At 72.2% G+C, this 25473-nt stretch carries 21 protein-coding genes; 7 read left to right on the top strand and 14 right to left on the bottom strand.

What is annotated here, in order from left to right; genetic code table 11:
- The first annotated feature begins 219 nt into the window (after window positions 1-219).
- Both OG753_RS09175 and OG753_RS09170 read left to right on the top strand, forming a co-directional pair.
- Window positions 220-414, top strand: coding sequence for a hypothetical protein (locus tag OG753_RS09175; protein ID WP_327261314.1), 195 nt, complete (start codon window positions 220-222; stop codon window positions 412-414).
- 130 nt (window positions 415-544) lie between these two features.
- Window positions 545-2110, top strand: a complete 1566-nt coding sequence (locus tag OG753_RS09170; RefSeq protein WP_405788034.1) for a hypothetical protein — start codon at window positions 545-547, stop codon at window positions 2108-2110.
- A gap of 62 nt (window positions 2111-2172) precedes the next feature.
- Here OG753_RS09170 and OG753_RS09165 read toward each other — a convergent pair whose 3' ends face one another.
- The 8 genes from OG753_RS09165 to OG753_RS09130 form a co-directional block, all read right to left on the bottom strand.
- The gene (locus OG753_RS09165) at window positions 2173-2544 is read right to left on the bottom strand and encodes a peptidase inhibitor family I36 protein (protein WP_327261312.1); all 372 of its coding nucleotides are present in this window, start codon (window positions 2542-2544) and stop codon (window positions 2173-2175) included.
- 244 nt (window positions 2545-2788) lie between these two features.
- Entirely contained in the window at window positions 2789-3925 is a 1137-nt protein-coding gene (locus tag OG753_RS09160; protein WP_327261311.1) for an LLM class flavin-dependent oxidoreductase, read from the bottom strand.
- 91 nt (window positions 3926-4016) lie between these two features.
- Window positions 4017-5378, bottom strand: coding sequence for an NtaA/DmoA family FMN-dependent monooxygenase (locus tag OG753_RS09155; RefSeq protein WP_405788032.1), 1362 nt, complete (start codon window positions 5376-5378; stop codon window positions 4017-4019).
- 72 nt (window positions 5379-5450) lie between these two features.
- The gene (locus OG753_RS09150) at window positions 5451-6632 is read right to left on the bottom strand and encodes an LLM class flavin-dependent oxidoreductase (protein WP_405788030.1); all 1182 of its coding nucleotides are present in this window, start codon (window positions 6630-6632) and stop codon (window positions 5451-5453) included.
- 180 nt (window positions 6633-6812) lie between these two features.
- Complete coding sequence (locus tag OG753_RS09145; RefSeq protein WP_405788028.1) at window positions 6813-7922, bottom strand: aryl-sulfate sulfotransferase; 1110 nt, start codon at window positions 7920-7922, stop codon at window positions 6813-6815.
- Window positions 7923-7968: 46 nt separating this feature from the next.
- Complete coding sequence (locus OG753_RS09140) at window positions 7969-8967, bottom strand: ABC transporter substrate-binding protein (protein WP_405788027.1); 999 nt, start codon at window positions 8965-8967, stop codon at window positions 7969-7971.
- 107 nt (window positions 8968-9074) lie between these two features.
- The gene (locus tag OG753_RS09135; RefSeq protein ID WP_327261306.1) at window positions 9075-9794 is read right to left on the bottom strand and encodes an ABC transporter ATP-binding protein; all 720 of its coding nucleotides are present in this window, start codon (window positions 9792-9794) and stop codon (window positions 9075-9077) included.
- Window positions 9791-10570 (bottom strand): ABC transporter permease, encoded by a 780-nt coding sequence (locus OG753_RS09130; protein ID WP_405788025.1) that lies wholly within the window; start codon window positions 10568-10570, stop codon window positions 9791-9793. Before OG753_RS09130 ends, OG753_RS09135 begins: the two co-directional genes overlap by 4 nt.
- A 139-nt stretch (window positions 10571-10709) precedes the next feature.
- Between OG753_RS09130 and OG753_RS09125 the strand changes: the two genes are divergently transcribed.
- A complete protein-coding gene (locus OG753_RS09125) occupies window positions 10710-11279 on the top strand; it encodes an XRE family transcriptional regulator (protein ID WP_327261304.1) in 570 nt (189 codons plus the stop codon).
- Here the strand turns inward: OG753_RS09125 and OG753_RS09120 are convergent.
- Both OG753_RS09120 and OG753_RS09115 read right to left on the bottom strand, forming a co-directional pair.
- Entirely contained in the window at window positions 11263-15150 is a 3888-nt protein-coding gene (locus OG753_RS09120) for a helix-turn-helix domain-containing protein (protein ID WP_405788023.1), read from the bottom strand. The two genes, OG753_RS09125 and OG753_RS09120, sit on opposite strands and share 17 nt — an antisense overlap.
- A 222-nt stretch (window positions 15151-15372) precedes the next feature.
- Complete coding sequence (locus tag OG753_RS09115) at window positions 15373-15735, bottom strand: hypothetical protein (RefSeq protein ID WP_327261302.1); 363 nt, start codon at window positions 15733-15735, stop codon at window positions 15373-15375.
- A gap of 266 nt (window positions 15736-16001) precedes the next feature.
- Between OG753_RS09115 and OG753_RS09110 the strand changes: the two genes are divergently transcribed.
- The 3 genes from OG753_RS09110 to OG753_RS09100 all read left to right on the top strand — a co-directional run bounded on the left by OG753_RS09110 (window position 16002) and on the right by OG753_RS09100 (window position 19002).
- A complete protein-coding gene (locus OG753_RS09110; protein WP_405792582.1) occupies window positions 16002-16547 on the top strand; it encodes a DM13 domain-containing protein in 546 nt (181 codons plus the stop codon).
- A gap of 197 nt (window positions 16548-16744) precedes the next feature.
- Window positions 16745-17908 carry a nitrous oxide reductase family maturation protein NosD gene (locus OG753_RS09105; protein ID WP_405788022.1) on the top strand — a complete coding sequence of 388 codons (1164 nt, stop codon included), beginning with the start codon at window positions 16745-16747 and terminating at the stop codon, window positions 17906-17908.
- A 35-nt stretch (window positions 17909-17943) separates the two neighbouring features.
- Complete coding sequence (locus OG753_RS09100) at window positions 17944-19002, top strand: methyltransferase (RefSeq protein WP_327261300.1); 1059 nt, start codon at window positions 17944-17946, stop codon at window positions 19000-19002.
- Window positions 19003-19118: 116 nt separating this feature from the next.
- Here the strand turns inward: OG753_RS09100 and OG753_RS09095 are convergent, their stop codons facing one another.
- Together OG753_RS09095 and OG753_RS09090 are read right to left on the bottom strand one after the other, a co-directional pair.
- Entirely contained in the window at window positions 19119-19370 is a 252-nt protein-coding gene (locus tag OG753_RS09095) for an acyl carrier protein (RefSeq protein ID WP_314251526.1), read from the bottom strand.
- 13 nt (window positions 19371-19383) lie between these two features.
- On the bottom strand, window positions 19384-20550 hold the full coding sequence (locus OG753_RS09090; RefSeq protein ID WP_327261299.1) for a SchA/CurD-like domain-containing protein: 1167 nt from the start codon (window positions 20548-20550) through the stop codon (window positions 19384-19386).
- Between the two features lie 147 nt (window positions 20551-20697).
- Here OG753_RS09090 and OG753_RS09085 point away from each other — a divergent pair, with 147 nt between their 5' ends.
- Window positions 20698-22422, top strand: coding sequence for an FAD-dependent oxidoreductase (locus tag OG753_RS09085; protein WP_405788020.1), 1725 nt, complete (start codon window positions 20698-20700; stop codon window positions 22420-22422).
- 109 nt (window positions 22423-22531) lie between these two features.
- Here the strand turns inward: OG753_RS09085 and OG753_RS09080 are convergent, their stop codons facing one another.
- Together OG753_RS09080 and OG753_RS09075 are read right to left on the bottom strand one after the other, a co-directional pair.
- On the bottom strand, window positions 22532-23137 hold the full coding sequence (locus tag OG753_RS09080; protein ID WP_401285111.1) for a TetR/AcrR family transcriptional regulator: 606 nt from the start codon (window positions 23135-23137) through the stop codon (window positions 22532-22534).
- 150 nt (window positions 23138-23287) lie between these two features.
- Entirely contained in the window at window positions 23288-25354 is a 2067-nt protein-coding gene (locus tag OG753_RS09075) for a discoidin domain-containing protein (protein ID WP_327261296.1), read from the bottom strand.
- Between the last annotated feature and the right edge of the window lie 119 nt (window positions 25355-25473).

The following is a 25473-nucleotide window of genomic DNA, read 5'->3' as shown; positions in this document are numbered from 1 at the left end:
CTTGCGGGACCCCCGCGGGCCCGGGCCCGCGGTGTGACCGGGTTCGTGTTCTTCTGCTCAGGTCCGGCAGCCGGGGGTGCCTTGCCGAACGACCCGCCGGGGCGAGATCGTCAAGGACTGACCTGCCGTCACGGACGGTCAACACCCGTACGGCGGACACGTCTTTCGCCCGAAGGCACCCCCTCCTGCGCCACCATGGCGGCGAATAAGGAGGTTTCGATGGTGATTTCCCTTTCGGTGGTCGTCCTGCTCCTGATTCTGGCGTGGATCTTCCTGCGGGGCGGTGGGCTCAAGCTCTCGCACGCGGTCGTCTGCGTGCTGCTCGGCTTCTACCTCGCCAGCAGCAGCATGGCCGCGACCATCAACGACGGCCTGACGGCCACCGCGAACGTGGTCTCCAGCCTCAATCCGTGATCGACTGTTGCGCCTTCGTGAATCATCCGGCGACTCCATGGACTCCTCGAGCGGTGCGATCTAGCGTCTGGCGGCGGCGCGACATCAGACGCAACGTCAACAACGCTGCAGAGACATGGAGGAGGTCCGGATGTTCCGAAGATCGCTGAACTGCGCCGTGCTGCCCGTCGTCGCCGCACTCACGGTGATGTACGGCGGCTCTCCGGCCCAGGCCGACGAGATACCCAAGGCCCCGGGCCACCGCCTGGTCACCCACTACGAGGGCGGCCCCGCGGCCGCCGGCCCGCTGCCCGGCCAGGCGCCGCCGCAGCACCCCTACCTCGCGCCCAACGGCCGCAGCGGCATGCACTCCGACGCGGCGGGCAGCGCCACCTCCCCCTGGGCGGGGCCGCTCGGCCGGAACCCGAAGGTGACCAGCGAGAAGATCGCCGCCCTCGGCGGCGAGTGCGCGACCGCCACCTTCGACTCCGCCGGCCGGCTGGTCACGGTGTGCGGCACCTTCTCCGGCTTCAAGGTCAAGCTCCTGGAGCCCCGTACGCTCGCCACGCTCGCGGAGTACCCCCTCCCGCAGCGTTCGTCGACGGTCGAGGCGATCACCTCGCTCGACTTCGCGAAGATCTTCAAGGACACCTCGGGCGGCGCCTACTTCTACCTGGACGACCGGGACCGGGCCGTACTGGCCGACTCCCGCCAGCACGTCCTGCGCCTGTCCCACTCCCGGAGCCCGGACGGGAGCTGGAAGTTCACGGTCGACAACGACTGGGACCTCACCGGACACGTCCCGCACGACTGCGTGACCTGGACCAATCTGTGGCCCAGCGGCACCTGCGACCCGGTCACCTCCGTGATGCCCGACTGGAGCGGGCGGATCTGGTGGGTCACCCGCCAGGGCCGCGTCGGCACGGTGGACCCGGCGACCTCGCAGATCCGCTCCGTCCAGCTGCGGGGCGAGGAGATCCAGAACTCCTTCTCGGTCGCCGAGGACGGTGTCTCCATCGTCTCCGACCATGCGCTCTACAGCTTCCGCGCCGCCGCCGACGGGACCCCCGAGGTGCAGTGGCGCCAGACGTACGACCGCGGCACCGCCGCCAAGCCCGGCTCCGTCAACCAGGGGTCGGGCACCACCCCGGACCTCTTCGGCCGGGACTACGTCGCCATCACCGACAACGCCGACGACCGGATGAACGTCCTCGTCTACCGGTGGGGCGCGGACGTCCCCGCGGACCGCCGGCTGGTCTGCAAGGTGCCGGTGTTCGGATCCGGCGCCTCGACCACCGACAACTCCCTCATCACCTGGGGGAACAGCATCGTCGTCGAGAACAACTACGGCTACGAGAACCCCACCACCCTGCTGCTGGGCAAGTCCGTCGTGGGCGGAGTGACCCGCATCGACGTCCGCGCCGACGGCAGCGGCTGCGACACGGTCTGGGAGAGCTCGATCCGCGCTCCCTCCGTGGTCCCGAAGCTCTCCACCGCGAACGGGCTGCTCTACTTCTACGAGAAGGAGCCCAACTTCCTGGGCATCGACGCCTGGTACCTCACGGCTGTGGACTTCCGCACAGGTGAGCGCCGCTGGCGGCAGCTGACCGGCACCGGTCCGCTCTACGACAACAACTGGGCCCCGATCACCCTCGGTCCCGACGGCACCGCCTACGTCGGTGTCTTCAACGGCATCGTCTCGGTCCGCGACAGCTGACGGCGAGCGCCGTTTCCTCCGCCCGGCGATGCCCCGGCGGAGGAAACGGCGCTCCCGGGGCCCTACTGCTTCTTGAAGGACCGGATCTGGTAGTTGCCCATCAGATTGCCGCCCTCACCGCCCGGGGTTGATCCGACGCGCGACTTGTAGTTGGTGTTCGTGTAGTACTGGACGCGGTTGTTCTTTCCGTTCCACACGGAGCGCACATTGGCCCCCCGCTGAATGAACCCGCAGTTGTCGGCCGTGTTCGCCCGCTGGGCGTCGGGGAATTCGCAGCGGTCCCCGCCGCCGTTCCAGTCGCTGTAGATACAGAAGTTCCCGGAGTTGCACGTGTACGCGGCGGCACGGCTCTCACCTGCCGCGGCAAGGGGCGCGGACCCCAGGACAATGGCGAGAGAGAATCCGGCGGCGGCCAATGAGGTAATACGACGCATGGCTGAGTCAGTCCCTTTCGGAATCATGTACGGGCACCGGCCCGAAGAAGATGGGGACTACCGGTCGTGCTCGGCAGGGCGCGCGAAACGCGATCCGTCGTCCGCCCCGACCCCACAAGGATGTAGGAGGAAACTGTCTCTACGGTAGAGGCTTTTCCGTCAGCGGGCCACGCTTACGCGCCATTGCCGAGGGCATGTGTCCTCGGCGGCGGAACCGGACGGCCGGTACGCGTCACGGACTTCGTCAGCTCAGCCCCCGGCGGCGCCACTCCCGCGCCAGCAGCCGGTAGGAGCTCACCCGGTCCTCGTGGCCGTGAGTGATCGTGGTGATCAGCAGTTCGTCCGCACCGGTCGCCTCCTGAAGCCGCTCCAGATGATCGGCGACGGTCCGGGCGGAACCGACGAACCGGGTCTCCGTCCGGTCGGCCACCAGCTCCCGGTCCGCGTCGGTCCAGGGCAGGGCCCGCGCCTCGGCCGGGGTGGGGTAGGGGATGGCCCCCTCGGCCGTACGGATGCTGCGCACCCAGGCCCCGTACCCCGTGGCCAGCTCGCGCGCCGTCTCCTCGTCCTCGGCCACCACCACGTCGGCGGACACCGTCAGGTACGGCCGCTCCAGCTCGGCCGACGGCTTGAATGCTGCCCGGTACCCGTGCGCCGCCTCCAGCACCGAAGCGGGGCTGACATGGTAATTGGCCGCGAACCGCAGCCCGTTGCGGCCGGCCGTCTCCGCACTCACCCCGCCGCTGCTGCCCAGGATCCACACCTGTACGTCGGCCCCCTCGCCCGGAACGGCATGCGCCTCCAGCCCCTCCGGGGAGCGGTACTCGCCCCGCAGCAGCGCGAGCACGTCGTCGACCTGCTCGCCGTACTCCTGCGGGCGCGCCCCCGGCAGGTTCAGCAGCTGCTGCTGGAGGGCCACCCGCGGATGGCCCAGCAGATGGGCGAAGGAGAAGCGGTCCGGAATCCGCAGCCCGTTCGGGGCGTACCCGTCCACCACCGGGGTGACCGGGGGCGCGGCCGGACCTTCCGACGGCCGGGGCCCGCCCGCCGAGCGGCCCAGCCCCAGGTCGATGCGCCCGGGATGCAGCGCGTCGATCAGGCCGAACTCCTCGACCGTCGACAGCGCGGTGCGGTGCCCGAGCTGTACGGCGCCCGAGCCCAGCCGGATGGCCGAGGTCGCGGAGGCGGTCAGGGCGAGCACGACGGCCGGGGAGGTCCCGGCGACCCCGGGGTTGAGGTGGTGCTCGGCGAACCAGTAGCGGGCGTAGCCGAACTCCTCCGTCCGCCGGGCGAGATCGATGCTGTGCCGCAGGGCCTCGGCGGCCGTGGAACCGGACGACACGGGGACGAGGTCGAGGACCCCGAGGGGGATGCCGGGCATGGCCGGACTCCTTGCAGGTCGGAGAGGAAGGGGACGGTATGCAGCCACCGCCTGCTGCGACGTGCGCGGCGCGCGGTGGCCGCCCGCCGGCTCAGCGTGGGGCCGGGGCCGGAGCAGCGAGCCCGAGGTGGTCGCGCAGGGTGGAGCCCTCGTACTCGGCGCGGAAGACACCCCGTTCCTGGAGCAGCGGGACGACGGAGTCCGCGAAGCCGTCGAGGCCGCCCGGGGTGATGTGGGGGACGAGGATGAACCCGTCGGCGGCGTCCGCCTGCACCAGGTCGTTGATGGCCCCGGCGATCGTGGCGGCCGAGCCGACGAAGGTCTGCTCGGCGGTCGTGGCGATGACCAGCTCGCGGATCGACAGGTTCTTGGCCCCGGCCAGCTCCCGCCACCGCCGGGCGGTGGCGAGCGGGTCGCGGAACTGCCGTACGCTCGCCCGCCCCAGGGCGATGGTGTTCTCCCCGGGCTCGGGATCGATCGCGGGCAGCGGGCCGTCCGGGTCGTAGGCGGACAGGTCCCGGTTCCAGACGTGCTCCAGGTACTTGATCGCGGTCTGCCCGCTGACCTGGAGCCGGCGCACCTCGTGGGCGGTCTCCCGTGCCTCGGCATCGGTGTCCCCGAGGACGAAGGTGGCCGCGGGCAGGATCTTCAGCTGGTCGTGCGTACGGCCGTGCGCGGCGAGCCGGCCCTTGACGTCCGCGTAGAACTCCCGGCCCGCCTCCAGGGTCCCGTACCGGCCGAAGATCGCGTCCGCGCCGGCCGCGGCGAACTCCCGGCCCTCCTCGGAGTCGCCCGCCTGGAAGATCACCGGTCGGCCCTGCGGGCTGCGCGGCACGTTGAACCGGCCTTCGATGTCGAAGTGCCGGCCCCGGTGGGCGAAGGTCCCGGCCCGCGCGTCCCGCAGGAAGGTCCCCGACCCGGCGTCGGCGGCGATCGCGGTGCCGTCCCAGGAGTCGAACAGCTCGTGGGCGGTGGCCAGGAACTCCTGGGCGCGGGAGTAGCGGTCCTCGCGCGGCAGGAATCCGCCGCGCCGGAAGTTCTCGCCGGTGAAGGCGTCCCAGGAGGTGACGACGTTCCAGGCGGCCCGGCCCTCCGAGAGGTGGTCGAGCGTCGCGAACTGGCGGGCCACCTCGTAGGGCTCGTTGAAGGTGGAGTTGATGGTGCCGGTGAGGCCGAGGCGCTCGGTCACCGCCGCCAGGGCCGTGAGCACCGTGAAGGTGTCGGGCCGGCCGACCACGTCCAAGTCGTGGATCCGGCCGCCCTGTTCGCGCAGCCGTAGTCCCTCCGCGAGGAAGAGGAAGTCGAACTTGGCCCGTTCGGCGGTCTGCGCGAAGTGGATGAACGAGTCGAAGTCGATATGGCTTCCGGCGTCCGGGTCGCTCCAGACGGTGGTGTTGTTGACGCCCGGGAAGTGGGCCGCGAGATGGATCTGCTTGAGCGGCTTGCTGCTCATGGTTCGTCCTTCCGGAAGGTCCGGGACGGGCGGCGGGTCGGGAAGCGGGTCGCGAGGCGGACCGGGAGGCGGTCAGGCGGCCCGGCGCGCGTAACGGCTGCCCGGGCGGTGCAGCCCGAGCAGGCCGCGCAGGGTGTCCGCCTCGTACTCCCGGCGGAAGACGCCGCGCCGCTGGAGCTCCGGCACCAGCGACCGGGTGATGGCGGGCAGGTCGTGGGCGATCACGCCAGGGTGCAGCAGGAAGCCCGACAGGCCGGCCTCCCGCCGCTCCAGGAGCAGGTCGGCCAGCTGTCCGGGGCTTCCGGTGAAGACCCCGGCGTCGGCGCCGTGGGGGAGCCCCGCGAGCGCGTCGAGGCGTTCCAGGCGAGCGCCGGCCGCCGGGGCATCTTCGTCCAGGAACACCGTGAGCTCCCCGAAGAGGTGGAGCGGGTCCGCCGTGAGCCCGGTCGCCTCCCGGGCGCGCCGGATCGCCGCGACCGCGGCGCGCGTACGGTCGCCGTCGTGCGCGGCCACGTACCCGACGTCGGTGGACCGGGCGACGAGCGCGTACGAGGCTTCGCCGGCGCCGGACGCGCTGACGACGGGCTGCCCCTGCGGCGGGCGCGGGGTGATCGACGGCCCCCTGACGCTGAAGTGACGGCCCTCGAAGTCGATGTGGTGCAGCTTGTCGCGGTCGACGAACCGGCCCGTTGCCACGTCCCGGATCTCCGCGTCGTCCTCCCAGCTGTCCCACAGCCGCCGGATCACCTCGACGTGGTCGGCGGCCTCCGCGTACAGCTCTGTGTCGGCGAGCGGCACGGTCCGCCGTCCGAAGTGGCGTGCTTCGTGGGGGAGTCCGGACACCTGGACCCGCAGGCCGGCGCGGCCGCGGCTCACGTGGTCGAGCGTGGCGACGGCCTTGGAGATGTGGAAGGGCTCGGTGTGGGTGGCCGTCACGGCCGGGACCAGCCCGATGTGCCGGGTCAGGGGTGCGACACGGGCCGCGGTGAGCACCGCGTCCAGACGCCCGCGCACCCGGTCCGGGCGCTCGTCGAATGCCTCGGGCAGCGAGGACTGGAGGGCGAGGCCGTCCTCGAAGGTGATGAAGTCGAGCAGTCCGGTCTCGGCCTCGGAGGCGAGACCGGCCCAGTAGCGGGCGGTGAACAGCTCGGCGGGCCGGGCACCCGGCTCGCGCCAGGCGGCCGGGTGCCGGCCCGCGCCGTCGAGGGAGACGGCGAGGTGCAGGGGTGCCGGGGGCGTTGAGGAATCGGACACGTGGAATAGCGCCTTCCTGCTCGGCGTTCGGAAAGGAAGCCGATGCGGGGTCACGTCTCCGAACCGCCATCGATTTCTGCCGAAAACGCTACGCCTGACACCTGTGCCATACAATGACCGCAATATTAAGAGAAGTTGGCAGTGGTGTTGCCCGGGCCGCCGGCCGGGGCCGGGCGTTCCTCACAGCCAGGGAAACCGCTCGGCGGCGTACCGGTAGGCGCGGAAGACCGAGTTCTGGGCGCCGGCCGAGGACTCCAGCCCCACGCCGTCGCCGAACGACCGGAACTGCGGGACCACGAACTCCCACACGACCTCCCCCGCGGGGGTCACCTCGAAGAGCCGCCCGAAGGAGCCCTCCGCCACGAAGGTGTTCCCGTTGGGCAGGCGCTGCGCGCTGGACATGTACGGGCTGAAGAAGTTCTGCGGCGGGTTGTCCTCGTACGACCACACCTCCTTGCCGGTGCGCGGATCGAGCTCCAGCACCCGCGAGTACGGCACCGAAGTGGTGTCGCGGTAGGTGCCGTTGTCGAAGACCAGGACGGTGCCGCCGGGCAGCTCGTGCGGGTGGTGCTGCTGGGCCAGGACGTCCGGGCCGATCCGCCACCGGACCGACCCGTCGGCGCGGTCGACCGACACCGTGGTGGAGGCGCTGCGGAAGCCCACCACGATCGAGCCGTCGGCGCTCTCGTTGACGGTGTTGGCCATGGGCCAGTGGTTGCGGGCGAAGTGCCTGTTCAGCGGCACCTGTGCCGGGTCCAGGTGCTCGATGGCGGCCCAGCGCCACACGATCTCCCCGTCCCAGGTCAGCTCGTACACCACGTCCCCGTAGATCACCCCGCCGGGCGCCTCGGATCCGGGGATGCCGCCCCGGATCCGGGCCGCGTCGGCCGGGTCCAGCGGCTCGACGGCCCCGATGATCAGGTTCCCGTTGCGCAGGAGCGAGGCGTCGTGGTGGTGGAAGGGGTGCCGCACTTCGCGGAGCACCGTGGAGTCCGGGGCCAGCTCCTGGAAGATGCCGCCGTGGTAGACGTCCCAGATGGGGAAGAGGGTCGGGCCGCCGGTGTCCTTGGCGGCGTAGAAGAGGTTCCCGTTCGGCAGGAGCTGGGCCTGGCGGCCGGGCGGGTGCGGGGAGGTCCAGGTGTGCACCGGGCGGCCCTCGATGTCGACGAGGTGGATCTCGCCGGCGCTGGTGATCGGCGTGTAGAGGGTGAGGCCGCCGTAGCTGCGCTCGGGGTCGTGGGCGATCAGGCCGACGCCGCGGCGGCGCAGGGTGTTCTGGTCGACGGTCATGGGGATCTCTCCTGGGCTCGGTGGGGCGGGCGTACGAGGCTGTGGCTCAGCGGACGGTGACGGCGGCCGGGTCGACAGCCGTCAGGGGGCCGGGGGTCAGGTGGCGCAGCAGTGCGGCGCGGTCGGCGGCGCCGGGCAGGTCCTGGGCGGCCTTGGCCCAGCCGGCCTCCTCCTCCAGCTGCGTCAGCAGCTCGGGGGAGAGGGTGGCGCCGTAGCTGTAGCGCGGCTGGTAGGTGTCGACGTAGCCGGCCTGCAGCGCACCGTCGGACTGGGCGAGTACGGCCTTGCGCGCCGCGGCCGGGTCGGCGGCGAGCTCGCGCTGCGCGCGCAGCAGGGTGCGCAGGACGGCGGCGGTGCCCTCTTCGGTCGCGGCGGGTCCGGCGACCAGGAGGGTCCTGGCCGTGTATCCGGTGAAGGGCAGTTCGGCGTAGGCGCCGCCCAGCGCGGTGCGTGCGGCGTCGTAGAAGCTGGGGAAGGTGACCCCGGCGTCGATGTCCCCGCGGGCCAGGGCCGGAGTGACCTGGTTCGGGGCGAGGTTGACGACGGTCACGTCCGCCGCGGCGAGCTGCGCCGAGGCGAGCATCCGCGACAGCGCGTACTCGACGTTCGTGCCCTGCGGGACTCCTACCTTGCGGCCCTTCAGCGCCGCGAAGCCGGTGATCCGCCGGTCGGTGCGGGTGAGCAGGCGCCAGTCGGAGAACCGGGACAGGTCGGCGACGATCCGCAGCTCGCGCCCGCCCAGCGCGGCCGTCACGGCGGGCAGGTCACCGACGACCCCGAGCTCGGCCTGGCCGCCGAGCACGGCGTTCAGCGCGTCCCGGCCGGTGGGGTGGGTGGTGACGGTGGCCCCGATGCCCTCGGCCGACCAGAGGTCGCCCTCCTCGGCGACATGGACCGGGGCGCCGCCGAGGTGGTCGCTCGCGGCGATGGTGACGGCCGGGCGCCCGCCGTCGCGCGCGCTCGACGGGGAGCCGGCGCAGGCCGCAGCGAACGGGGACAGCAGGGCGGCCAGCAGTACGGCGGCCACCGCGCGGGGTCTGAGCATGGCGAGCAGTCCTTCCGGGGACAAGAGGGGGTTCGTGGGGCGTCGGCCGTGGGCCGTGACGGGCGGATGGGCGGGCGGGCGGTCGTTAGGGGGATCGGGCACCCCGGTCATCCGGATCCGAGATGGCGTGCGATCAGCGAGCGCAGGCCGGGGTCGGGCGGCCCGGCCGGCACGGCGTGGTCGGCGAGCACCCGCCCGGGACTTCCGCCGAGCACGATCACGCGCTCGGCCAGCGCCAGTGCCTCGTCGATGTCGTGCGTGACGAACAGGACGGTGGTGCCGCGGCGTTGCCACAGCTCCCGCAGCAGGCTCTGCATCCGGGTCCGCGTCAGCGCGTCCAGCGCGCCGAACGGCTCGTCCATCAGAAGCACTTCGGGTTCGGCGGCCAGCGCCCGGGCCAGCGCCACGCGCTGCTGCATGCCGCCCGACAGCTGTGCCGGGTACTTCTCCGCGCCGTCCGCGAGACCCACCTCGGCCAGTGCCGCGAGGGCCCGCCGGCGGCGCTCGGCGCGCGGCAGGCCGAGGCGCTTGAGGGCGAACTCGACGTTGCCGCGGGCCGTGCGCCACGGGAACAGCGCGTAGTGCTGGAAGACCACGCCCCGCTCCGGGCCCGGCCCGTGCACCGGCAGGCCCCCGGCCGTCACCGTGCCGGAGGCGGGCCGTACGAAGCCCGCCACCATGTTGAGGACCGTGGACTTGCCGCAACCGCTGGGCCCGAGCAGCGCCGTGAACGAGCCCGCCGGGAACTCCAGGTCGGTGCGCTCCAGCACCGGGGCGGCGGTGCCGTAGCCGGCCGACAGCCCCTCCAGCCTTACGTCCAGGCTCATGAGGCGCTCCAGTGCACGAACCGGCGGCCCACGGAGGCCAGCAGGAGGTCGACGGCCACCCCGAGCAGCCCGAGGACGAGCAGCCCCGCGAACATCCGGTCCACCCGCAGGAACTGGCCGTCCACCTGGAGGCGGTACGCCAGCCCGCTGTCCGCGCCGCCCAGTTCGGCCGCCACCAGCGCGAGCAGGGCCACCGAGGCCCCGTAGCGCAGCGCCGCGAGCACGGCGGGGGCGGCGGCCGGCAGCAGCACCTCGGTGAACCGCCGGTGCAGCGGAGCCCCCAGCGACCGGGCCGCCCGCAGGTGGGAGACCGGCACCCGGGACACCCCGTCGTGCACGTACAGCCAGACGGCGAGCAGGACGGCGTACGCGATGAGCAGGCGCTTGGCGCTCTCGCCGATGCCGAACCAGGCGGTCGCGAGGGGCACCAGCGCGATGGCCGGGATCGGCCGGAGGAAGGAGACCACGGGGGTGACGGCGGCGGAGACCTTCGGCAGGTAACCGGTGGTGAAGCCGAGGGCACTGCCGATGACGGCGCCCAGCGCGAAGCCCTGTCCGGCCCGGGTCAGGCTGGCGCCGAGATCGGCGGCCAGGGCGCCGCTCCGGGCGCTGTCCACGAGGGCGGCCGCGGTCTCTCCCGGTGTGGGCAGCAGCCCCGGGGCCACCGTGCCGAAGCGGGCCAGGAGGTACCAGAGCGTGAGCACGACGCCGGCCGCGCCCAGGGCCGGGCCGAGCCCGGCGAGGCCCCGGCCGGGGGGTGAGGGGGTGGCGTGCACGGGGCGGCTCCTCGTTCGTTCCGGACGCGTTGATAAGTGAGGTCAATAATTGACCACGCTTATGACGGGAGTGTTGCGGCAGTGCGAAACCTCCCGAGGCCCCCCGGCGCCGAAGGGGCGATGGGGTACGTTCACCTGCGTGTCTCGCCCCGAACCCACGCCCGAAGCGATCGAGGTCGGAAGGGTGATCCGCGGCTGCCGCAAACAGCGCGGCGTCTCCATGGCCGTCCTCGCCACCCGATCGGGCCTCTCCCAGCCCTTCCTCAGCCAGCTGGAACGCGGACTCGCCACGCCAAGCCTCAGCTCGATCTACCGGATCGCCGAGGCCCTGGACGTCACCCCCGGCACCTTCCTGCGGCCGCCCGGCCGGCCCGGCGCCGTCAGCCACGAGAGCGATCCCCAGGTGATCCGGGTGGAGGAGGCCGCGGGCCAGGTCGCGCACGTGCTCATCCCCGGCGGCCGCAGCACCCTGATGGAGGCGTACGAGCACCACTTCGAGCCCGGCCGCGGCGAGCGCGGCTGGTTCCAACACCCCGGCGAGGACTTCCTCTACGTCCTGGAGGGCGAGATCGTCCTGGAGGTCGAGGGCGAGGACCCGCTCACCCTGCGCGCCGGACAGAGCGCCCACCACCGGGGCGAAGTCCCGCACCGCTGCCGCCTGTCGGGCCCGGACGCGGCACGCACCCTGCTGGTCATCGCGAACGCCTGAGCCCGAGGGGCGGACCCCCGTCCCGCCCCTCGGATCCTTCCCGGAGCCGGCCGATCGCCGCCAGCCGCGCCCCGACGTCCAGGTCCCACAGGCGAACGGTGCCGTCCGTACTGCTGCTGGCCACCGTCCGCCCGTCCGGGGCGAAGACGACGCCCCACACCGCGTTCGTGTGACCGGACAGCGCGGCCACCGTTCGGCGCCCGGCCACGTCCCACAGCCGGACCGTGCGGTCGTTGCCGCTGCTCGCGAGGGTCCGGCCGTCGGGGGAGAAGGCGATGCCCCGTGCGGAACCGGTGTGACCGGACAGCGCCGCCTCGAAGCGGTGGCGCTGAGCGTCCCACAGCCGTACGGTCCCGTCGTTGCCGCTGCTCGCCAGCGTTCGCCCGTCCGGACTGAAGGCCACCCCGCGCACCGCACCCCGGTGGCCGGTCAGGACGGTCAGCGGACGGCGCCCCGCCACGTCCCACAGCCGGACCGTCAGATCGTCCCCCGCGCTCGCCAGGGTCCGCCCGTCGGGGCTGAACGCCACGTCGTTGGCGAAGTCCGTGTGGCCGGCGAGGACGGCGAGGGGGCGGCGCTGCGCGACGTCCCACAGCCGTACGGTGCCGTCCGACCCGGCCGAGGCCAGCGTCCGGCCGTCCGGGGCGAAGGCCACCGCGAACACGGTGCCGCCATGGCCGGTGAGCACGGCCGTACTCGCGCCGGCCGCGGTGTCCCAGAGCCGGACCGTGCCGTCCGACCCGGCCGAGGCCAGGGTCCGCCCGTCAGGTGCGAAGGCCACCGAGAACACCGTCTCGCCGTGCCCCTCGAACGTGGCCAGGACCCGGCGCTCCGCCACGTCCCACAGCCGGACCGCGTGATCGGCCTCCGCGGTCGCCAGCCGCTTCCCGTCCGGGCTGTACGCGGCGTGCCAGATCTCCGTGAACGGCCGCGAGGTCAGCACCGCGCCCCGCAGGTCCCACAGCACCACCGACTGGTCGAAACCGGCGGTGGCCAGCACCCCGCCACCGCCGTCCACGGCGACCCCGAGGACGTAGTCGGTGTGCCCGGCGAGCGTCGCCGTCGCCCGGCCCCCGGCCACGTCCCACAGCCGGGTCGTACCGTCGCCGCCCGCGCTGACGACCGTCGTCCCGTCCGGGGTGTAGGCGACGCCGTTGACGTCGTCGCTGTGCCCGGTCAGCGTGGCGGTCGTCCGGCGGCCCGCCACGTCCCACAGCCGCACCGTGCGGTCCACTCCGCCCGTGGCGACCGTACGGCCGTCCGGGGCGAAGGCCGCGCCCAGCACCTCGTCGGTGTGCCCGGTGAGGACGGCCAGCGCAACGGCCCGGTCCGCGTCCCACAGGCGTACGGTCCGGTCGGCCCCGGCCGACACCATCGTCCGGCCGTCGGCGGCGTACGCCAGGGCGTTGACCCGCCCGGTGTGGCCGGTGAGGGACCCGAGGGAACGGTGCTCCCCGGCCGCCTCCCACAGCCCGATCGTCCCGTCGGCGCCGGCGACGGCCAGCGTCCGCCCGTCGGGCGAGAAGGCCACGGCCCGGGCCCCCTTCGTACTCGCCGGGAGCTGCGCCCGCCGGCCGTGGCCGGCGGTGTCCCACAGCCGCGCCGCCCCGTCCGTCGACGTGGCCACGAGGGTCCCGCCGTCGGGACTGAAGGCGACCGAACGCACCCGCCCCGGCATGCTGAAGCTCGCGGTCGTCCGGCGGTCGGCCACTCGCAGCAGGGCCACCGTGCCGTCGGAACTGGCCGTGGCCAGGAGGCCGTTGCCCGGCCCGAAGGCCACCGCGTTGACCGGCCCGCCGTGCCCGCCCAGGCGGGCGATGAACGGCTGGGACTGGGTGCTCAGCAGCGCCCCGCGTGCCTCGCTCGTCGCCGAGGCCCGGTACGCCTGTCCGGCGAGCAGCATCGACGCCTCGGGCCGGCCCGCCGCCAGCGCCGCGGACTGCAGGGCGAGTGCCCGCGAACGCGCGACGCGCTCCTGGCCGATGGCACCCGAGCGCTGCTGGTAGGCGAGGCCCCCGGCGCCCACGGCGAGGACCAGCAGGACGACGAGCGTGGCCAGCATCCGCTGCCGTAACCGCACCTGACGCCCGGCCTGCCGCTCACGGCTGTCGTGCGCCTCCTGGCTCGCCCGCAGGAAGGCCGCTTCCAGCGGGCCGAGCCGGCTCCGGCCGTCGTGCTCGTCGGCCCATGCCCGGGCGGTGTCCAGCCGGGTGCCGCGGTGGAGCGCCGACGGGTCGCGGCCCTCGCGCTCCCATTCGGCGGCGGCGTGGGCCAGTTGCTGGTGGATCAGGAGCCCGGCCCGGTCGGCGCGGATCCAGCCGCGCAGCCGTGGCCAGGCGTGCAGCAGTGCCTCGTGGGTGATCTCGACGGAGTCGCTGTCCAGGGTGATCAGACGGGCCCGGACGAAGGTGTCGAGGGCGGCCGCGGCGGGGCCCGCGTCCGCCAGCTGCTCCATCAGGGCGGTCCGGCCCATCCTGCGGCGCGTGGCCCCCGTACCGTCGGCGACGTGCACCAGTCGCACCAGGACGCGGCGGAGCGTGTTCTGCTCGGCCGGGTACAGGCGGGTGAACACCTCTTCGGCGGTACGGGCGATGGCACCCTGGATCCCGCCGGTGCGCTCGTACCCGGCGACCGTCAGGGTGGAGCCCTCGCGCTGCCGCCAGGTGGCCATCAGGGCGTGCGAGACCAGGGGCAGCACCCCGGAGGGAATCCGGTCGGGCGGATCGTCGCGCAGGCCGGCATCGCGCAGCAGCAGTGGGAACAGGCCCGGTTCGAGGGTGAGACCGGCGAGCTCGGCCGGACGGCTGATCGATTCCCGCAGCTCCGCCGGGGACATCGGGGGGAGCACGAACAGGCCACCCGTGAACACGGGCGCGAGCTCCGGCAGGTCCAGGCAGTCCCCGGAGAAGTCGGCCCGTACGCCGAGCACGACGACGGCGGGATCGAGACCGTCCGGCTCTGCGCCGTCCGGCTCGCCACCGTCGGGTCCGGCGTCGTCCGGCCCGGGACCGTCGGGACCGGGGCCCGCCGGCCCGGACCGGCCGGCCGCCAGCGCGCAGAGAACGCGTACGAATGCGCGCCGCTCGCCCTCGTCGGAGCAGAGCGTGAACAGCTCCTCGAACTGGTCGACCAGCAGCACCGGACGCGGAGGCGGAGGCCTCCGGTCCGGGCCGTCCGCCGGGGGACGGCCCGAGAGCCGCCGGACGGCCTCGAGCAGCGCGTCCGGGCGTTCCCGGACCTCGGCCGCGGTGACACCCGGATCGCCGCCCAGGACCTTCGCGGCGCAGTCCAGCAGCTCCTCCAGCGGTCGCGCCGTGGGCGTGAACCGCAGCACCGGCCAGCTGTCGGAGCCCGGCATCGGGAAGCCGCCGCGCCGCAGCGCCGGCACCAGACCGGCGTTCAGCAAGGAGGACTTGCCGGCCCCCGAGGGGGCGACCAGGATCAGCGGCCCGCCGCCGATCCGTTCGAAGACCCGCTCGACCAGCTCGGCCGTCGCCCGCTCCCGCCCGAAGAACCAGCGCGCCTCCCGCGCGGTGAAGGCCGGCAGACCGCGGTACGGGCACTCGCCCCCGGCCTGCGGACCTGCGTCCGCCCAGGCCCCGCCCCGGCCTGCCCGGAGCCCCGCACCGCCGCCGCCGGCGGCACCGTCGCTCCCGGCGTCGCGCGGACCCGTTTCGTGGACCATCCGCAGAAGTTCACCGCCCGCCCGCAGTACGTCGTCGCAGCGCCGCGCGACGTCGACGGTGACGCGCTTCGAGCCGGTCTCGATCTTGCTGAGATAGCCCTTGCTGTAATGCGTCTGCCGGGCGAGGTCCGCGAGGGACAGACCGCGTTGCACCCGCAGACGCCTCAACTGGGCGGGAAAGGGCATTGCGGCGTCGTCGGATTCGTGCTGGTGACCGGTCTTCCGCCGGTGGTCCGGATCCCCCAAGACATCCCCCATGGCAATGCGCGCCCAGGCAGCGGTACGGCAGCGCCCAGGGTACAGCGGGGGTGGGTCCGACGGCCGCACCTTCAGGCCGATATGACCAGCACACGAGCGCGTGGAGCCATCGGTCCGAAGGCTCCGCGCGCTCCTGGGGCAGGGGTGCCGCTAGGGGTTGAGCCGGATCGAGTTGATGGGCGTGAGGTCGGCGTAGACCCCGGTCTTGGCAGCGATGTTGCCGCCGCAGCCCCGGCCTCCGGAGCCCGTGCACAGATTTGCGGTCGCACCGCCGTACTGATTGTTGAGGACCCAGTGGTTCCCGAACTGGTTGCTCAGGTTGTGGGCCCCGTAGGCGTAGAAGACGTGCGTCGGCTTGACGGCGGGGTTCTGGTTCTGAGGGTAGATGCAGACCGCCCCGTCCGGGCAGCCCGCCCAAGCGTCCGCCGGTGCGGCCGAGGCCGTGCCGCTGAGCGCGATCACGGCGACGACGGAGGTGGCGAGCGCGGCGGCGCCGCGGAAGATCTTGCGCATGATGTCCCCTTGGGGTGCTTGCCTCGTGCTGACGGCTTCAGCCTGCCCCGGCCCCGCACCGGGGTCGACGGGTTGCCCGTTGCCCATCGCCCCGCCGCCCGGGAAACCCCCTGCCACCAGCCCGGACACGGAGCAGGGGGCAACGGCCCGGTTCGGCGGACGTAAGACTTTCGTCATGGGAGCGGGCCTGGCGCAGGGCGGCCCGGCCGCGTTGAATCCGTAACGACGGACCAGGTGAGGAAGAGGGATCGGCAGTGACGGTGACAGTGACGAGGCGGCGCGGACGGTTGTGGGCCGCGGTGGCGATCGCGGTGACGGTGGTGCTGGCGGCGGGGCTGTACTGGCTGCAGCCGTGGAAGCTGTGGCAGGACGAGACCGTGCGCGAGGCGCTGCCGGCCGCCGCCCTGCCGACCGGCTCCGGCGCTCCCACGGCCGCACCCGGTGGCGCCCCGGCCGCTCCGGTGACCGTCGCCCGCGGCGCGCTCATCAGCCACGAGCACAGCACCACCGGCGAGGCGGAGCTCATCCGGCTCCCCGACGGGTCCCACACCCTGCGCCTGTCGAACCTGGACACCAGCAACGGCCCGGATCTGAGGGTCTGGCTGACCGACGCCCCGGTGAAGGAGGGTGTGGCGGGCTGGCGCGTCTTCGACGACGGCAAGTACGTCAGCCTCGGCAAGCTCAAGGGCAACAAGGGGGACCAGAACTACCAGGTCCCCGCGAGCGTGAACGTGGCCGATTTCTCCAGCGTCACCATCTGGTGCGACCGCTTCGACGTCTCCTTCGGAGCGGCGGTTCTCGCCGCGGTGTGACCGGCCGCCGGGCCCGCCGCGGGCCGGGCGACACGCCGTAGGGCCGGAGCTGATCGGGCGTCACCCCCGTTCGGCCGTCGCCCGGAGTACGACTATCCACTCCTCCGGACGTCAAAATACGGCCGTTTGCCCACGGGATGTATCCATCCGCTCACGGGGTGTGGCGAGAGGTCGTCATGGCCCATAACTTCGGGATCGTGACGAACCGACAAATCAAGTCCCTCACGTGCATCGCAGTCGTCATGGCCGCAGGTCTCGGCGTGCTCGCGCCGTCCGCGTCCGCGGCCGGACGCCGAGTGCACCCGGGCGACTCGATCCAGGACGCGGTGAACTCCGCCAGGCCGGGCGACATCATCACCGTGATGCCCGGCACCTACTACGAGAACGTGCTGATCACCAAGAGGCTGACCCTGCGGGGGTGGGGTGCCGGGACGGTGATCAAGCCGCCGGTCACGGCTGTCACGCCGACCACGCCGGCCAGGCCGACCACGCCGACTGCACCGGGCGCGCCCGTGGCGCCGGCCCCCGGCGCTTCGGGGGCGCCGGTGGCACCGGGGGCGTCCGGCCGGGCGCTCGCCTGCTCCCAGGCCGACACCGGCATCTGCGTCATGGGAACGGCGGAGCAGCCCGTCGTCGGCGTGGACATCCGGTCGCTGACGGTCTCGGGCTTCAAGCGGAACGGCGTATGGGCCTCCTACACCGACCGGCTGAGCGTCCAGCGGGTCACCGCCGAGAACAACGGCACCTGGGGCATTGCCCAGGAGAGGTCCACCCGAGGGCTCTTCCGCGACAACGTCGCCCGCGACAACGCCGAGTCGGGCCTGTTCATCGCCAACACCGTCGACCGGGAGGGCGGTGCCACCGACACCCTGGGCGCCGTGGTCCGCAGGAACACGCTGACCGGCAACCGCATCGGCGTCACGGTCCGGCGGGTGAGGAATCTCGCGGTCTACGGCAACAGCGTCACCGGCAACTGCGGCGGCATCTTCGTCGTCGGCGACGAGGGCGAGCCCGGCGCCGGGGACATGACCATCCGAGGCAACCGGATCCACGAGAACAACAAGTTCTGCAAGGGCAACAGCCGCCTCCCCGACATCCAGGGCGTCGGCATCGTCCTCACCGGGGCGGAAGAGACGGTCGTCCGTTCGAACTCCATCCGCGGCAACGTCGGAGCCTCCCCGCTGTCGGGCGGCATCCTGTTGTTCAAGAGCTTCGTGGGCGCGACGAACACCGACAACGTGATCCGGGACAACGTGGTGCGGGACAACAAGCCGGCCGACCTGGCCAACCAGGGCACAGGCACGGGCAACCGGTTCGTCAACAACCGGTGCGGGTCCTCCGTGCCGGCCGGGATGTGCTGACGCGTGATCCCCCTGATCAGCAGAATCGAGGCCGCATGACCACGGTAAGTCCCACCCCCACCCCGATCCCCGCCCCCCAGCACACCCCCCAGCCGGCCATGCGCATGCGGGAGCTCGTCTTCGGCGCCGCCTGCGCCGCCGCGGTGCGCGCGGCGGCCCGGCTCACGGTGGCCGACGCCCTCGGGGAGTCCCCCGCCACCGCGGCCGAACTCGCGGCGGCGGTCAACGCCGAGCCGCTGCCCCTGCAACGGCTGCTCCGGGCCCTGTCCTGCTACGGGATCTTCGCGGAGACCGAGGACGGGAAGTTCGTCCACACGGAGATGTCGCGCCTGCTGCGCGAGGACGACCCGCACAGCCTGCGCTACATCGCCCTGTGGTGCACGGAGCCCTGGACCTGGCAGGCCTGGCCGCGGCTCGACGACGCCGTCCGGTCCGGCGGCAGCGTCTTCCAGGAGCTGTACGGCAAGGGGTTCTTCGACTACCTGCACCAGGACGCACACGAGTCGGCCCACGTGTTCAACCGGGCCATGACCACCTCCAGCATGCAGTCGGCGCTGGACGTCGCGGAGCTCCTCGACCTCACCGGGATCTCGGTGGTCGCGGACATCGGCGGCGGCCAGGGGCACGTACTGGCGAGCCTGCTGGAGAAGCACCCGATGCTGCGGGGCGCCCTGCTCGACCTGCCGGGCGTGGCGGCCACCGCCGACCCCCGGCTGCGGGAGGGCGGCGAGCTCGCCGCGCGGGCCGAGATCGTTCCCGGGGACTGCCGTGAGGCCATCCCGGTCGACGCCGACATGTACATCATCAAGAACATCCTGGAGTGGGACGACGACAGCACCCGCAGGACCCTGCGGAACGTCGTCGAGGCGGCCCGCCCCGGATCCAGAGTCGTGATCATCGAGAACCTGGTCGACGACACCCCGTCGATGAAGTTCACCACGGCCATGGACCTGTTGCTGCTGCTCAACGTCGGCGGCGCCAAGCACACCAAGGCCAGCCTCTGCTCCCGCATGGAGGACGCCGGACTGGTCATCGGCGAGATCCGGCCGGTCAACGCGTACCTGCACGCGTTCGAGTGCACCGTGCCCGCGTGATGCCGTCCGGCATAGGACGGCCGGCGGGGCAGTCGGCCCGCACACGCCTCGAGACCGGCACGGAGCCGGTCTCGAGGGCGTGTCCGGGGCGCGCGTGACGTGCCCGGGAGCCGGCTTCAGGCCGCCAGGGCGTTGTTGACGAGGTCGAGGAACTCACGCGGCGACTTGCACCGGTCCGCATCGGCGGGGAGGGGCTTGCTGTGCCGGTTCTCCAGCTCACCGACGATGCCGAGGAGCCCCAGGGAGTCCAGCCCCCACTCGTCGAAGCCCGAGTCGGGGCGGCTCGCCATGGCCGCGGGGTCGACGGTGACGCCGGCCCCCTTCTTCATGAGAGCGGCCAGTTCTTCCATGGTCAGTCGAGCGGTCATGTCGGACAACTCCTCAGGCTTGGGCCGGCGTTCGCCGGTCGGTGATCAGGCGCATTTCAGAGCGCGCGAGGAAGCGTGCGATCTCTTGGTCGGTGGTGGGGACGCCGTCCTTGGCGCTGTCGAGCAGCCGGGCGAGCACGGCCGCCTTGTGGCCGCCCTCGACGCCGAGGGCCAGCGCGGGCCGCGCGTCGAGCGGGCCGCGCAGATCGAGGAGCCGGACGACGATGTCGTCGCGCTGGAAGACGGTGCTGCCCTCGATGGGGCTCGTCGGGTCGTCCACGGCCGCCTCGTCCTGCCCGGCGAGCAGCCGGGCGAGCGCCATGCCGCACCCGTCCTTCGCGGGGTAGAAGAGCGCGTGCCGCCGGACGTCGGGGCTCTCGCGGCCGCCCGCCGCCACATGGTGCACCGCCGGGAGGGCCGCCCGGGTGAAGAACACCCGGGCCGATCCGGGATCGCTGAGGTCCCGGTCCTGCTCCAGATACGGGTTGATGGCCTCCTCCAGGGCCCGCACCTCGGGCTGCCGGGCCACGTGGCGCAGGGCCGCGAGGAGGTCGCCCTCGACCTCGACCGCCCGGACGACACGGTTGCCGTGCATGAACAGCGAGGTGCGGCGCAGCCGGGTGCCCTCGTCGACCTGGGCCTGCGGGGACGCGTACCCGGCCAGCAGCTCCGCCACCACCGGCTCGCTGCCCGGTTTCACGGTGAAGGTGAGCGCGTGGCGGACCACGCCGTCCCCGCGCCGCGGAGCCACCTGAAGACTGCCCCGGGCCTGGCCCGCGGCGTCCGGGGAGGTGGCGGCCGAGAACGGGCCGGAGAAGGAGGGGGCGGGACCCGGACCCTTGCCGGTCTCCCGCAGCACACTGAAACGCAGCGAGCGGGTGTCCCGTACGCAGCCGTGGAGCGGCTGCACCGAGGCGACGTGCTCCTCGCTGTTGACCCAGGCCAAGAACCGCGGTGCGCTCTCCCATTCACTGGTGATGAGCCACTGCGACGGATTCTCGATCGACTGGCACAACTCGTCGCTGATGTGTCCGGGGACGGAGGACACCTGCTTGCGGAGATGTTCGTACACCTCCAGGAACTGATTCTGCGCACCGTCGTACAGATCCAGCAGCAGCACGACCCGAAGCCTCGAGCCGTCGAAGGCGGACTGGGATATCCGTTCCGACAAGGTTGTCATCGTTCACACTCCTTCGAGACCACACGGTCGCCACGGGGCGGCGCCACCCGACCCGATCGTTGTCCCTTGAGCCGTGCGGCGCGAGAGGGGAGAACCAAGCGGGTGAACGGGCGAGGGAAACGGCCTCGTACAGGGCATGGAAGAGCCATGAAGGAAAACGTCGACCACCACGTCCCGGTCCTCATCGTGGGCGGCTCGCTGGTGGGTCTGTGCACCTCGCTCTTCCTCGGCCGGCATGGCATCAGACACATGGTGGTCGAGAAGCACGCGGGTACCTCGATGCACCCACGCGGACGCGGTATCAACGTACGGACGATGGAGCTCTTCCGGGTCGCCCGTGTCGAGGACCGGATCCGACAGGCCGCCGCGGTCCTGGCGGACAACCACGGCATCCTGCAGGGCGGCTCGCTGACCGGTGACGATCAGGAGTGGCTCTTCGAGGAAATCGACCCGGGCGGGGCGCTCGCGCGCTTCAGCCCGTCGTCATGGTGCCTGTGCAGCCAGAACGACATCGAGCCGGTCCTGATGTCCGTGACCCCCTCCCTCGGGGCCGACCTGCGCTTCTCCACCGAACTCCTCTCCTTCGCCCAGGACCCGGGCGGGGTCACCGCGATCGTGAAGAACCGGGACACCGGGGAGCACAGCACGGTGCGCGCGGACTATCTCGTCGCGGCCGACGGGCCGCGCAGCCCCGTGCGCGAGGAGCTCCGGATCGGCCAGAGCGGCTCCGGCGACCTGTTCCACAACGTGAGCATCACGTTCCGGTCCCGGATGCTGGCCCACGTGGTCGGCGACCGGCGCTTCATCGTGTGCTACCTGACCAAGCCCGACGCCGACGGGGCCCTGCTGCCGGTCGACAACAGCGAGCGGTGGGTCTTCCACGCGCCCTGGCACCCCGACCGGGGCGAGACGCTGGAGGACTTCACCGACGAGCGATGCATCGAGCACATCCGCCGGGCCGTCGGCTCTCCCGACCTGGACGTCGAGATCACCGGGAAGGCCCCGTGGCACGCCGCCGAGCGCGTCGCGGAGAAGTACGCGGCCGGCCGGGTCTTCCTGGCCGGCGACTCCGCCCACGAGATGTCCCCGACCGGGGCGTTCGGCTCGAACACCGGCATCCAGGACGCCCACAACCTCGCCTGGAAGCTCGCCGCGGTGCTGGACGGCACGGCCGGGCCGGGGCTGCTGCAGACCTACGAAGCCGAGCGGCTTCCGGTGGCCCGGGCGACGAGCGAGCGCGCCTCGGCCCGTTCTGCGGAGCACAGCCACCCGGGATACGAGCCGGACCCGGAAATCATTCCCGAGGCGATTCCGGCGCCGCTGCCGCTGTCCGAGCCCGAGGCCCCGTCCGAGGCAGGGGCCGCCGAGGCCGCCCCGCGCGGCGGCGCCGGCCGGCAGGGCGGGGTCCTCTCCGTGGCCATGGGCTACCGCTACACCCGGGGCGCGGTCCTGGGTACCGACCCGGAGCAGCCCGTCGTACCCGAACGGATGCGGCTCTGCGGCGACCCGGGCAGCCGCGCACCGCACATGTGGCTCTGCGGGCCGGGGGAGCCGGAGCCGATCTCCACCGTGGACCTCTACGAGCGCTCCTTCGTCCTGCTCAGCTCCGAGGGCACCCCGTGGCGGGCCGCGGCACGGTCCGTCGCGGAACAACTGGGCGTGCCCCTGGCCGCGTACGCGATCGGCGCCGGGCCGGAGGCCGACCTGATCCCCGCGAACGGCGCCGACTGGACCGAGGTGCACGGCACGACCCCGGAGGGCGCGATCCTCGTCCGCCCGGACGGCTTCGTGGCCTGGCGCTCACCGCAGGCGGTGGCGGACCCCGAGGCGGTGCTCCACGAGGTCCTGACCACCCTGCTGGACCGGGCCTGACGCAACGGCCGGAGGGCGCCGCCGCGTGGATCTCCCCACGCGGCGGCGCCCTCCGGCCATGCACGCGCCGGGAGATCCACGCGGCGGCGCCGGGGAAGCGCGCTCCGGACTACGCCGTCCCTTCCCCGGCGACGAGGCCGGCGACGTGGTCGGTGATCATGTCGATGATGTCTGCCGCGATCCTGTCGTCCCCGAGGACGAGGTGGTTCAGCGTCAGTCCGTCGGTCATGGCGGCCAGATAGCGGGCCAGCACGCGCACGGGCACGCGGAGTTCGAAGGCCATGTGGTCCCGGAGCTGTTCGATCAGCTCGGTGTAGGTGTCGCAGTACCGCTCGTACTGCCGTCGTGCCAGGTGCTCGAAGCCCGGGCGGCGCAGGGCGTACTGGGTGAGTTCGTAGGTGAGCATGTGTTCGCCCGGGTGCGCGGACACATGGTCCCAGTACGCTTGGAAGCCCGCCCGGACGGTCTCCCTGAGGGTGGCCTTCGGCTGGATCGCCTCCAGCACCAGCGTGACGCTGTGATCGGTGATCGCCGCGATGACGGATTCGAGCAGGGCCTGCTTGGAGTCGAAGCAGTAGTGGAAGACGCTCAGGGACACGCCCGCCTCGGCGGAGATCGACCTGGTCGTCGTCCCGGCGACACCGTCGCGGGTCATGGCGCGGATCGCGGCCTCGGTCAGCTGCCGGCGTCGCTCGGCCGACGGCATCCGTGCCATGGGCGTTCCCTTCGGTTCGTGCTGTGCGGTGTGCGGTGTGCGGTGTGCGGTGATGCGTGGTGCGTGGTGAGGTGGCCCGGGAAGGCGGCCGGGGCCGGCCGGATCAGCAGATCCGGCCGGCCCCGGCCCGTGGACTTCCGCTCAGCGGTATCAGCTGCTGTAGACGCCGACCTCGTGGAGCGAGTACCCCCACTGGGTCGCGCGCTGGAGCCCCTGGATACGGACGTAGCGTGCCGACACCCCGGAGAAGCGGGTCGTGTCCAGACCGCCGTCACTCGCGGTCGTGGACCAGACGGTCCGCCAGTTCGTGTCGTCGGTCGAGACCTCGATGCGGTAGGCCTTCGCGTACGCGGCCTCCCAGTCGAGGGTGATGCGCCCCACCCGGTTCGCGGACCCGAGGTCGATGCGCAGCCACTGGCTGTCGTTCCACTCGCTCGCCCAGCGGGAGCCCGCGTCCCCGTCCACGGCGCGGCCCGCGGAGAAGTTCACGAAGGGGTTCCACCACTCCGCGCTCGACGCCGAGGCCGAGGAGCCCGCGGCGAGGTTCACCCCGGACTTGTGCTTCTCGGAGTTCCCCCAGGTGGTCAGGTAGGACTCAGCACCCTTGAAGAGGTCGTCCACCACGCCCTGGCCGCCGACGAGGCGGATGTCCTCGATCCAGTCGGGGACCAGCCCGTAGTGCGAGGCGCCGTCGGTGTTGAGGTCCCATGTGCGCGAACCGGTGGTCTGCTTGTCGATGACGGAGCCGCCGTCGGTGCTGCGGAAGGGGTAGCGCACCGGGTTCGGGGTGTCTGCCCCCCGCGGGCCGGGCCAGCCGCCGACGCCGTTCATGTCGGTGCCGTAGCCGTATCCGACGTTGTACTTGTCGCGCAGCGCGTCCGTCCGCTTCGCCTCGGCGCTGAAGCCCTCGGCGCCGCTCATGTACGCGGTGATGAAGCCGCCGAGCTTGTAGACCCGCTCGGTCCAGTCCAGGTCCATCCAGCCGTGCGAGGAGATCACACCCGGGTACGACTCGGACTCCAGGATGTCGAAGGAGCGTCCCGCGGCCTTCACGCTCATGTGGTCGACCTCGAGCATCATCTTGCGTTTCATCATGCCGCGCACCGCGTACTCACCGAGTTCTGTGAGCCCGCGCGTATTGCACTGGGCGTCGGCGGCGTAGTTCGGGACCGTGACGCCGGCGGGGAGTTCCTTCTGCGCCGAGGGCGCCGCCGCCAGGCCGATGGGGTTGTCGTGCTGCGGGCCGGTGCACTTCTCCGTCTTCCAGAAGGTCCCGGTCGACAGGAACTGGCCCACGTTGATGGCGGTGCCGAGAGCGCCCTGGTCGAAGCGCACCCCGCACAGGGCGTTGTCGAACTTGTGGCACAGGAACATGCTGCGCACCCCGAGGCGGTGCAGCTCGTCCAGGCCGCGGTCGATGTCCGCCTTGCTGCACTGCGCGACGTCCAGGATCTGCTTGCAGCCGAAGGGCTCGGAGGTCTCGACCCCGAGGATCACGGCCAGTTTGCCCTGCTGGATCACGTCGCGGGCCTGCGCGGAGTCGGTGACGATCCGGAACCAGCCCTTACCGGGGCCGCCGTACATCTTGTCGATGTAGGCCTGCATGTCGTACGTCTTCTGCGCCTCGAGCCGGATGGCGGTCATCTCGTCGCAGCCGCGGTCCTTGAAGAAGTAGACCGAGCAGATGACGCCGTTGGTGACGAGGTCGTTCACGAGCACGCGCTGGCCGCCGCGCCAGGCCCGTTCGACCCAGGCGTAGTAGTTCTGCTGGTGGGTCAGCGAGTCGTGGGCGGGCCAGTCCTTGAAGGTCGGCCAGCCGTTCGGGTCGTGCTTGCCGTCTCCGCCCTTGGTGATGAAGTCGAAGATGGCCAGCGTGCCGTCGGGGTAGTGCTCGGGGCAGTCCTTGAGCGCGTCGGCGACCCCCGCCTCGGAGAACGGCTTGCCGCAGATGAGGCGGCCGCCGAAGCCCTCGTTGGACATCAGGTGGTCGTGCGCGTCGACGAAGCCCCGGACCCGTCCCTGGGCGTCGGTTCCCTTGAAGGGCTCGCCCGTGACGTTGATGTCGGAGTCGGGTGCCGGGCGCGCCACCGGGTTCCACCAGCCGGGGTCGGCGGCGGAACTGGGGACGGGGCCGAGCACCATGGCCACCACGGCGAGGAGCAATGACAGGACCGCCAGGGGCCTACGCCTGTGGTGCGTTTGTCGAGAAATGGTCATCACTCACGTCTTAAGGTCAGCCGGATGGCACGGTCGGGGAGCCGGATCCGTTCGAGGGCACGACGCGTCACGGCCACAGGCGTGGCTTGTCATGGACCGCACAAACGGTGGGACGAGAA

The sequence above is a fragment of the Streptomyces sp. NBC_00029 genome, from assembly GCF_045160505.1.
Lineage (GTDB): Bacteria > Actinomycetota > Actinomycetes > Streptomycetales > Streptomycetaceae > Streptomyces.
The sequence above is the reverse complement of the archived record's forward strand: the minus strand, read 5'-3'. Positions and strand labels throughout refer to the sequence as shown.

Coding starts and splice junctions, on each gene's coding strand:
- OG753_RS09115 (WP_327261302.1), bottom strand. CDS start 15,735: ATGCGCAAGATCTTCCGCGGCGCCGCCGCGCTCGCCACCTCCGTCGTC.
- OG753_RS09085 (WP_405788020.1), top strand. CDS start 20,698: ATGAAGGAAAACGTCGACCACCACGTCCCGGTCCTCATCGTGGGCGGC.
- OG753_RS09135 (WP_327261306.1), bottom strand. CDS start 9,794: ATGAGCCTGGACGTAAGGCTGGAGGGGCTGTCGGCCGGCTACGGCACC.
- OG753_RS09100 (WP_327261300.1), top strand. CDS start 17,944: ATGACCACGGTAAGTCCCACCCCCACCCCGATCCCCGCCCCCCAGCAC.
- OG753_RS09175 (WP_327261314.1), top strand. CDS start 220: ATGGTGATTTCCCTTTCGGTGGTCGTCCTGCTCCTGATTCTGGCGTGG.
- OG753_RS09160 (WP_327261311.1), bottom strand. CDS start 3,925: ATGCCCGGCATCCCCCTCGGGGTCCTCGACCTCGTCCCCGTGTCGTCC.
- OG753_RS09145 (WP_405788028.1), bottom strand. CDS start 7,922: ATGACCGTCGACCAGAACACCCTGCGCCGCCGCGGCGTCGGCCTGATC.
- OG753_RS09080 (WP_401285111.1), bottom strand. CDS start 23,137: ATGGCACGGATGCCGTCGGCCGAGCGACGCCGGCAGCTGACCGAGGCC.
- OG753_RS09120 (WP_405788023.1), bottom strand. CDS start 15,150: ATGCCCTTTCCCGCCCAGTTGAGGCGTCTGCGGGTGCAACGCGGTCTG.
- OG753_RS09075 (WP_327261296.1), bottom strand. CDS start 25,354: ATGACCATTTCTCGACAAACGCACCACAGGCGTAGGCCCCTGGCGGTC.
- OG753_RS09090 (WP_327261299.1), bottom strand. CDS start 20,550: ATGACAACCTTGTCGGAACGGATATCCCAGTCCGCCTTCGACGGCTCG.
- OG753_RS09155 (WP_405788032.1), bottom strand. CDS start 5,378: ATGAGCAGCAAGCCGCTCAAGCAGATCCATCTCGCGGCCCACTTCCCG.
- OG753_RS09140 (WP_405788027.1), bottom strand. CDS start 8,967: ATGCTCAGACCCCGCGCGGTGGCCGCCGTACTGCTGGCCGCCCTGCTG.
- OG753_RS09095 (WP_314251526.1), bottom strand. CDS start 19,370: ATGACCGCTCGACTGACCATGGAAGAACTGGCCGCTCTCATGAAGAAG.
- OG753_RS09170 (WP_405788034.1), top strand. CDS start 545: ATGTTCCGAAGATCGCTGAACTGCGCCGTGCTGCCCGTCGTCGCCGCA.
- OG753_RS09165 (WP_327261312.1), bottom strand. CDS start 2,544: ATGCGTCGTATTACCTCATTGGCCGCCGCCGGATTCTCTCTCGCCATT.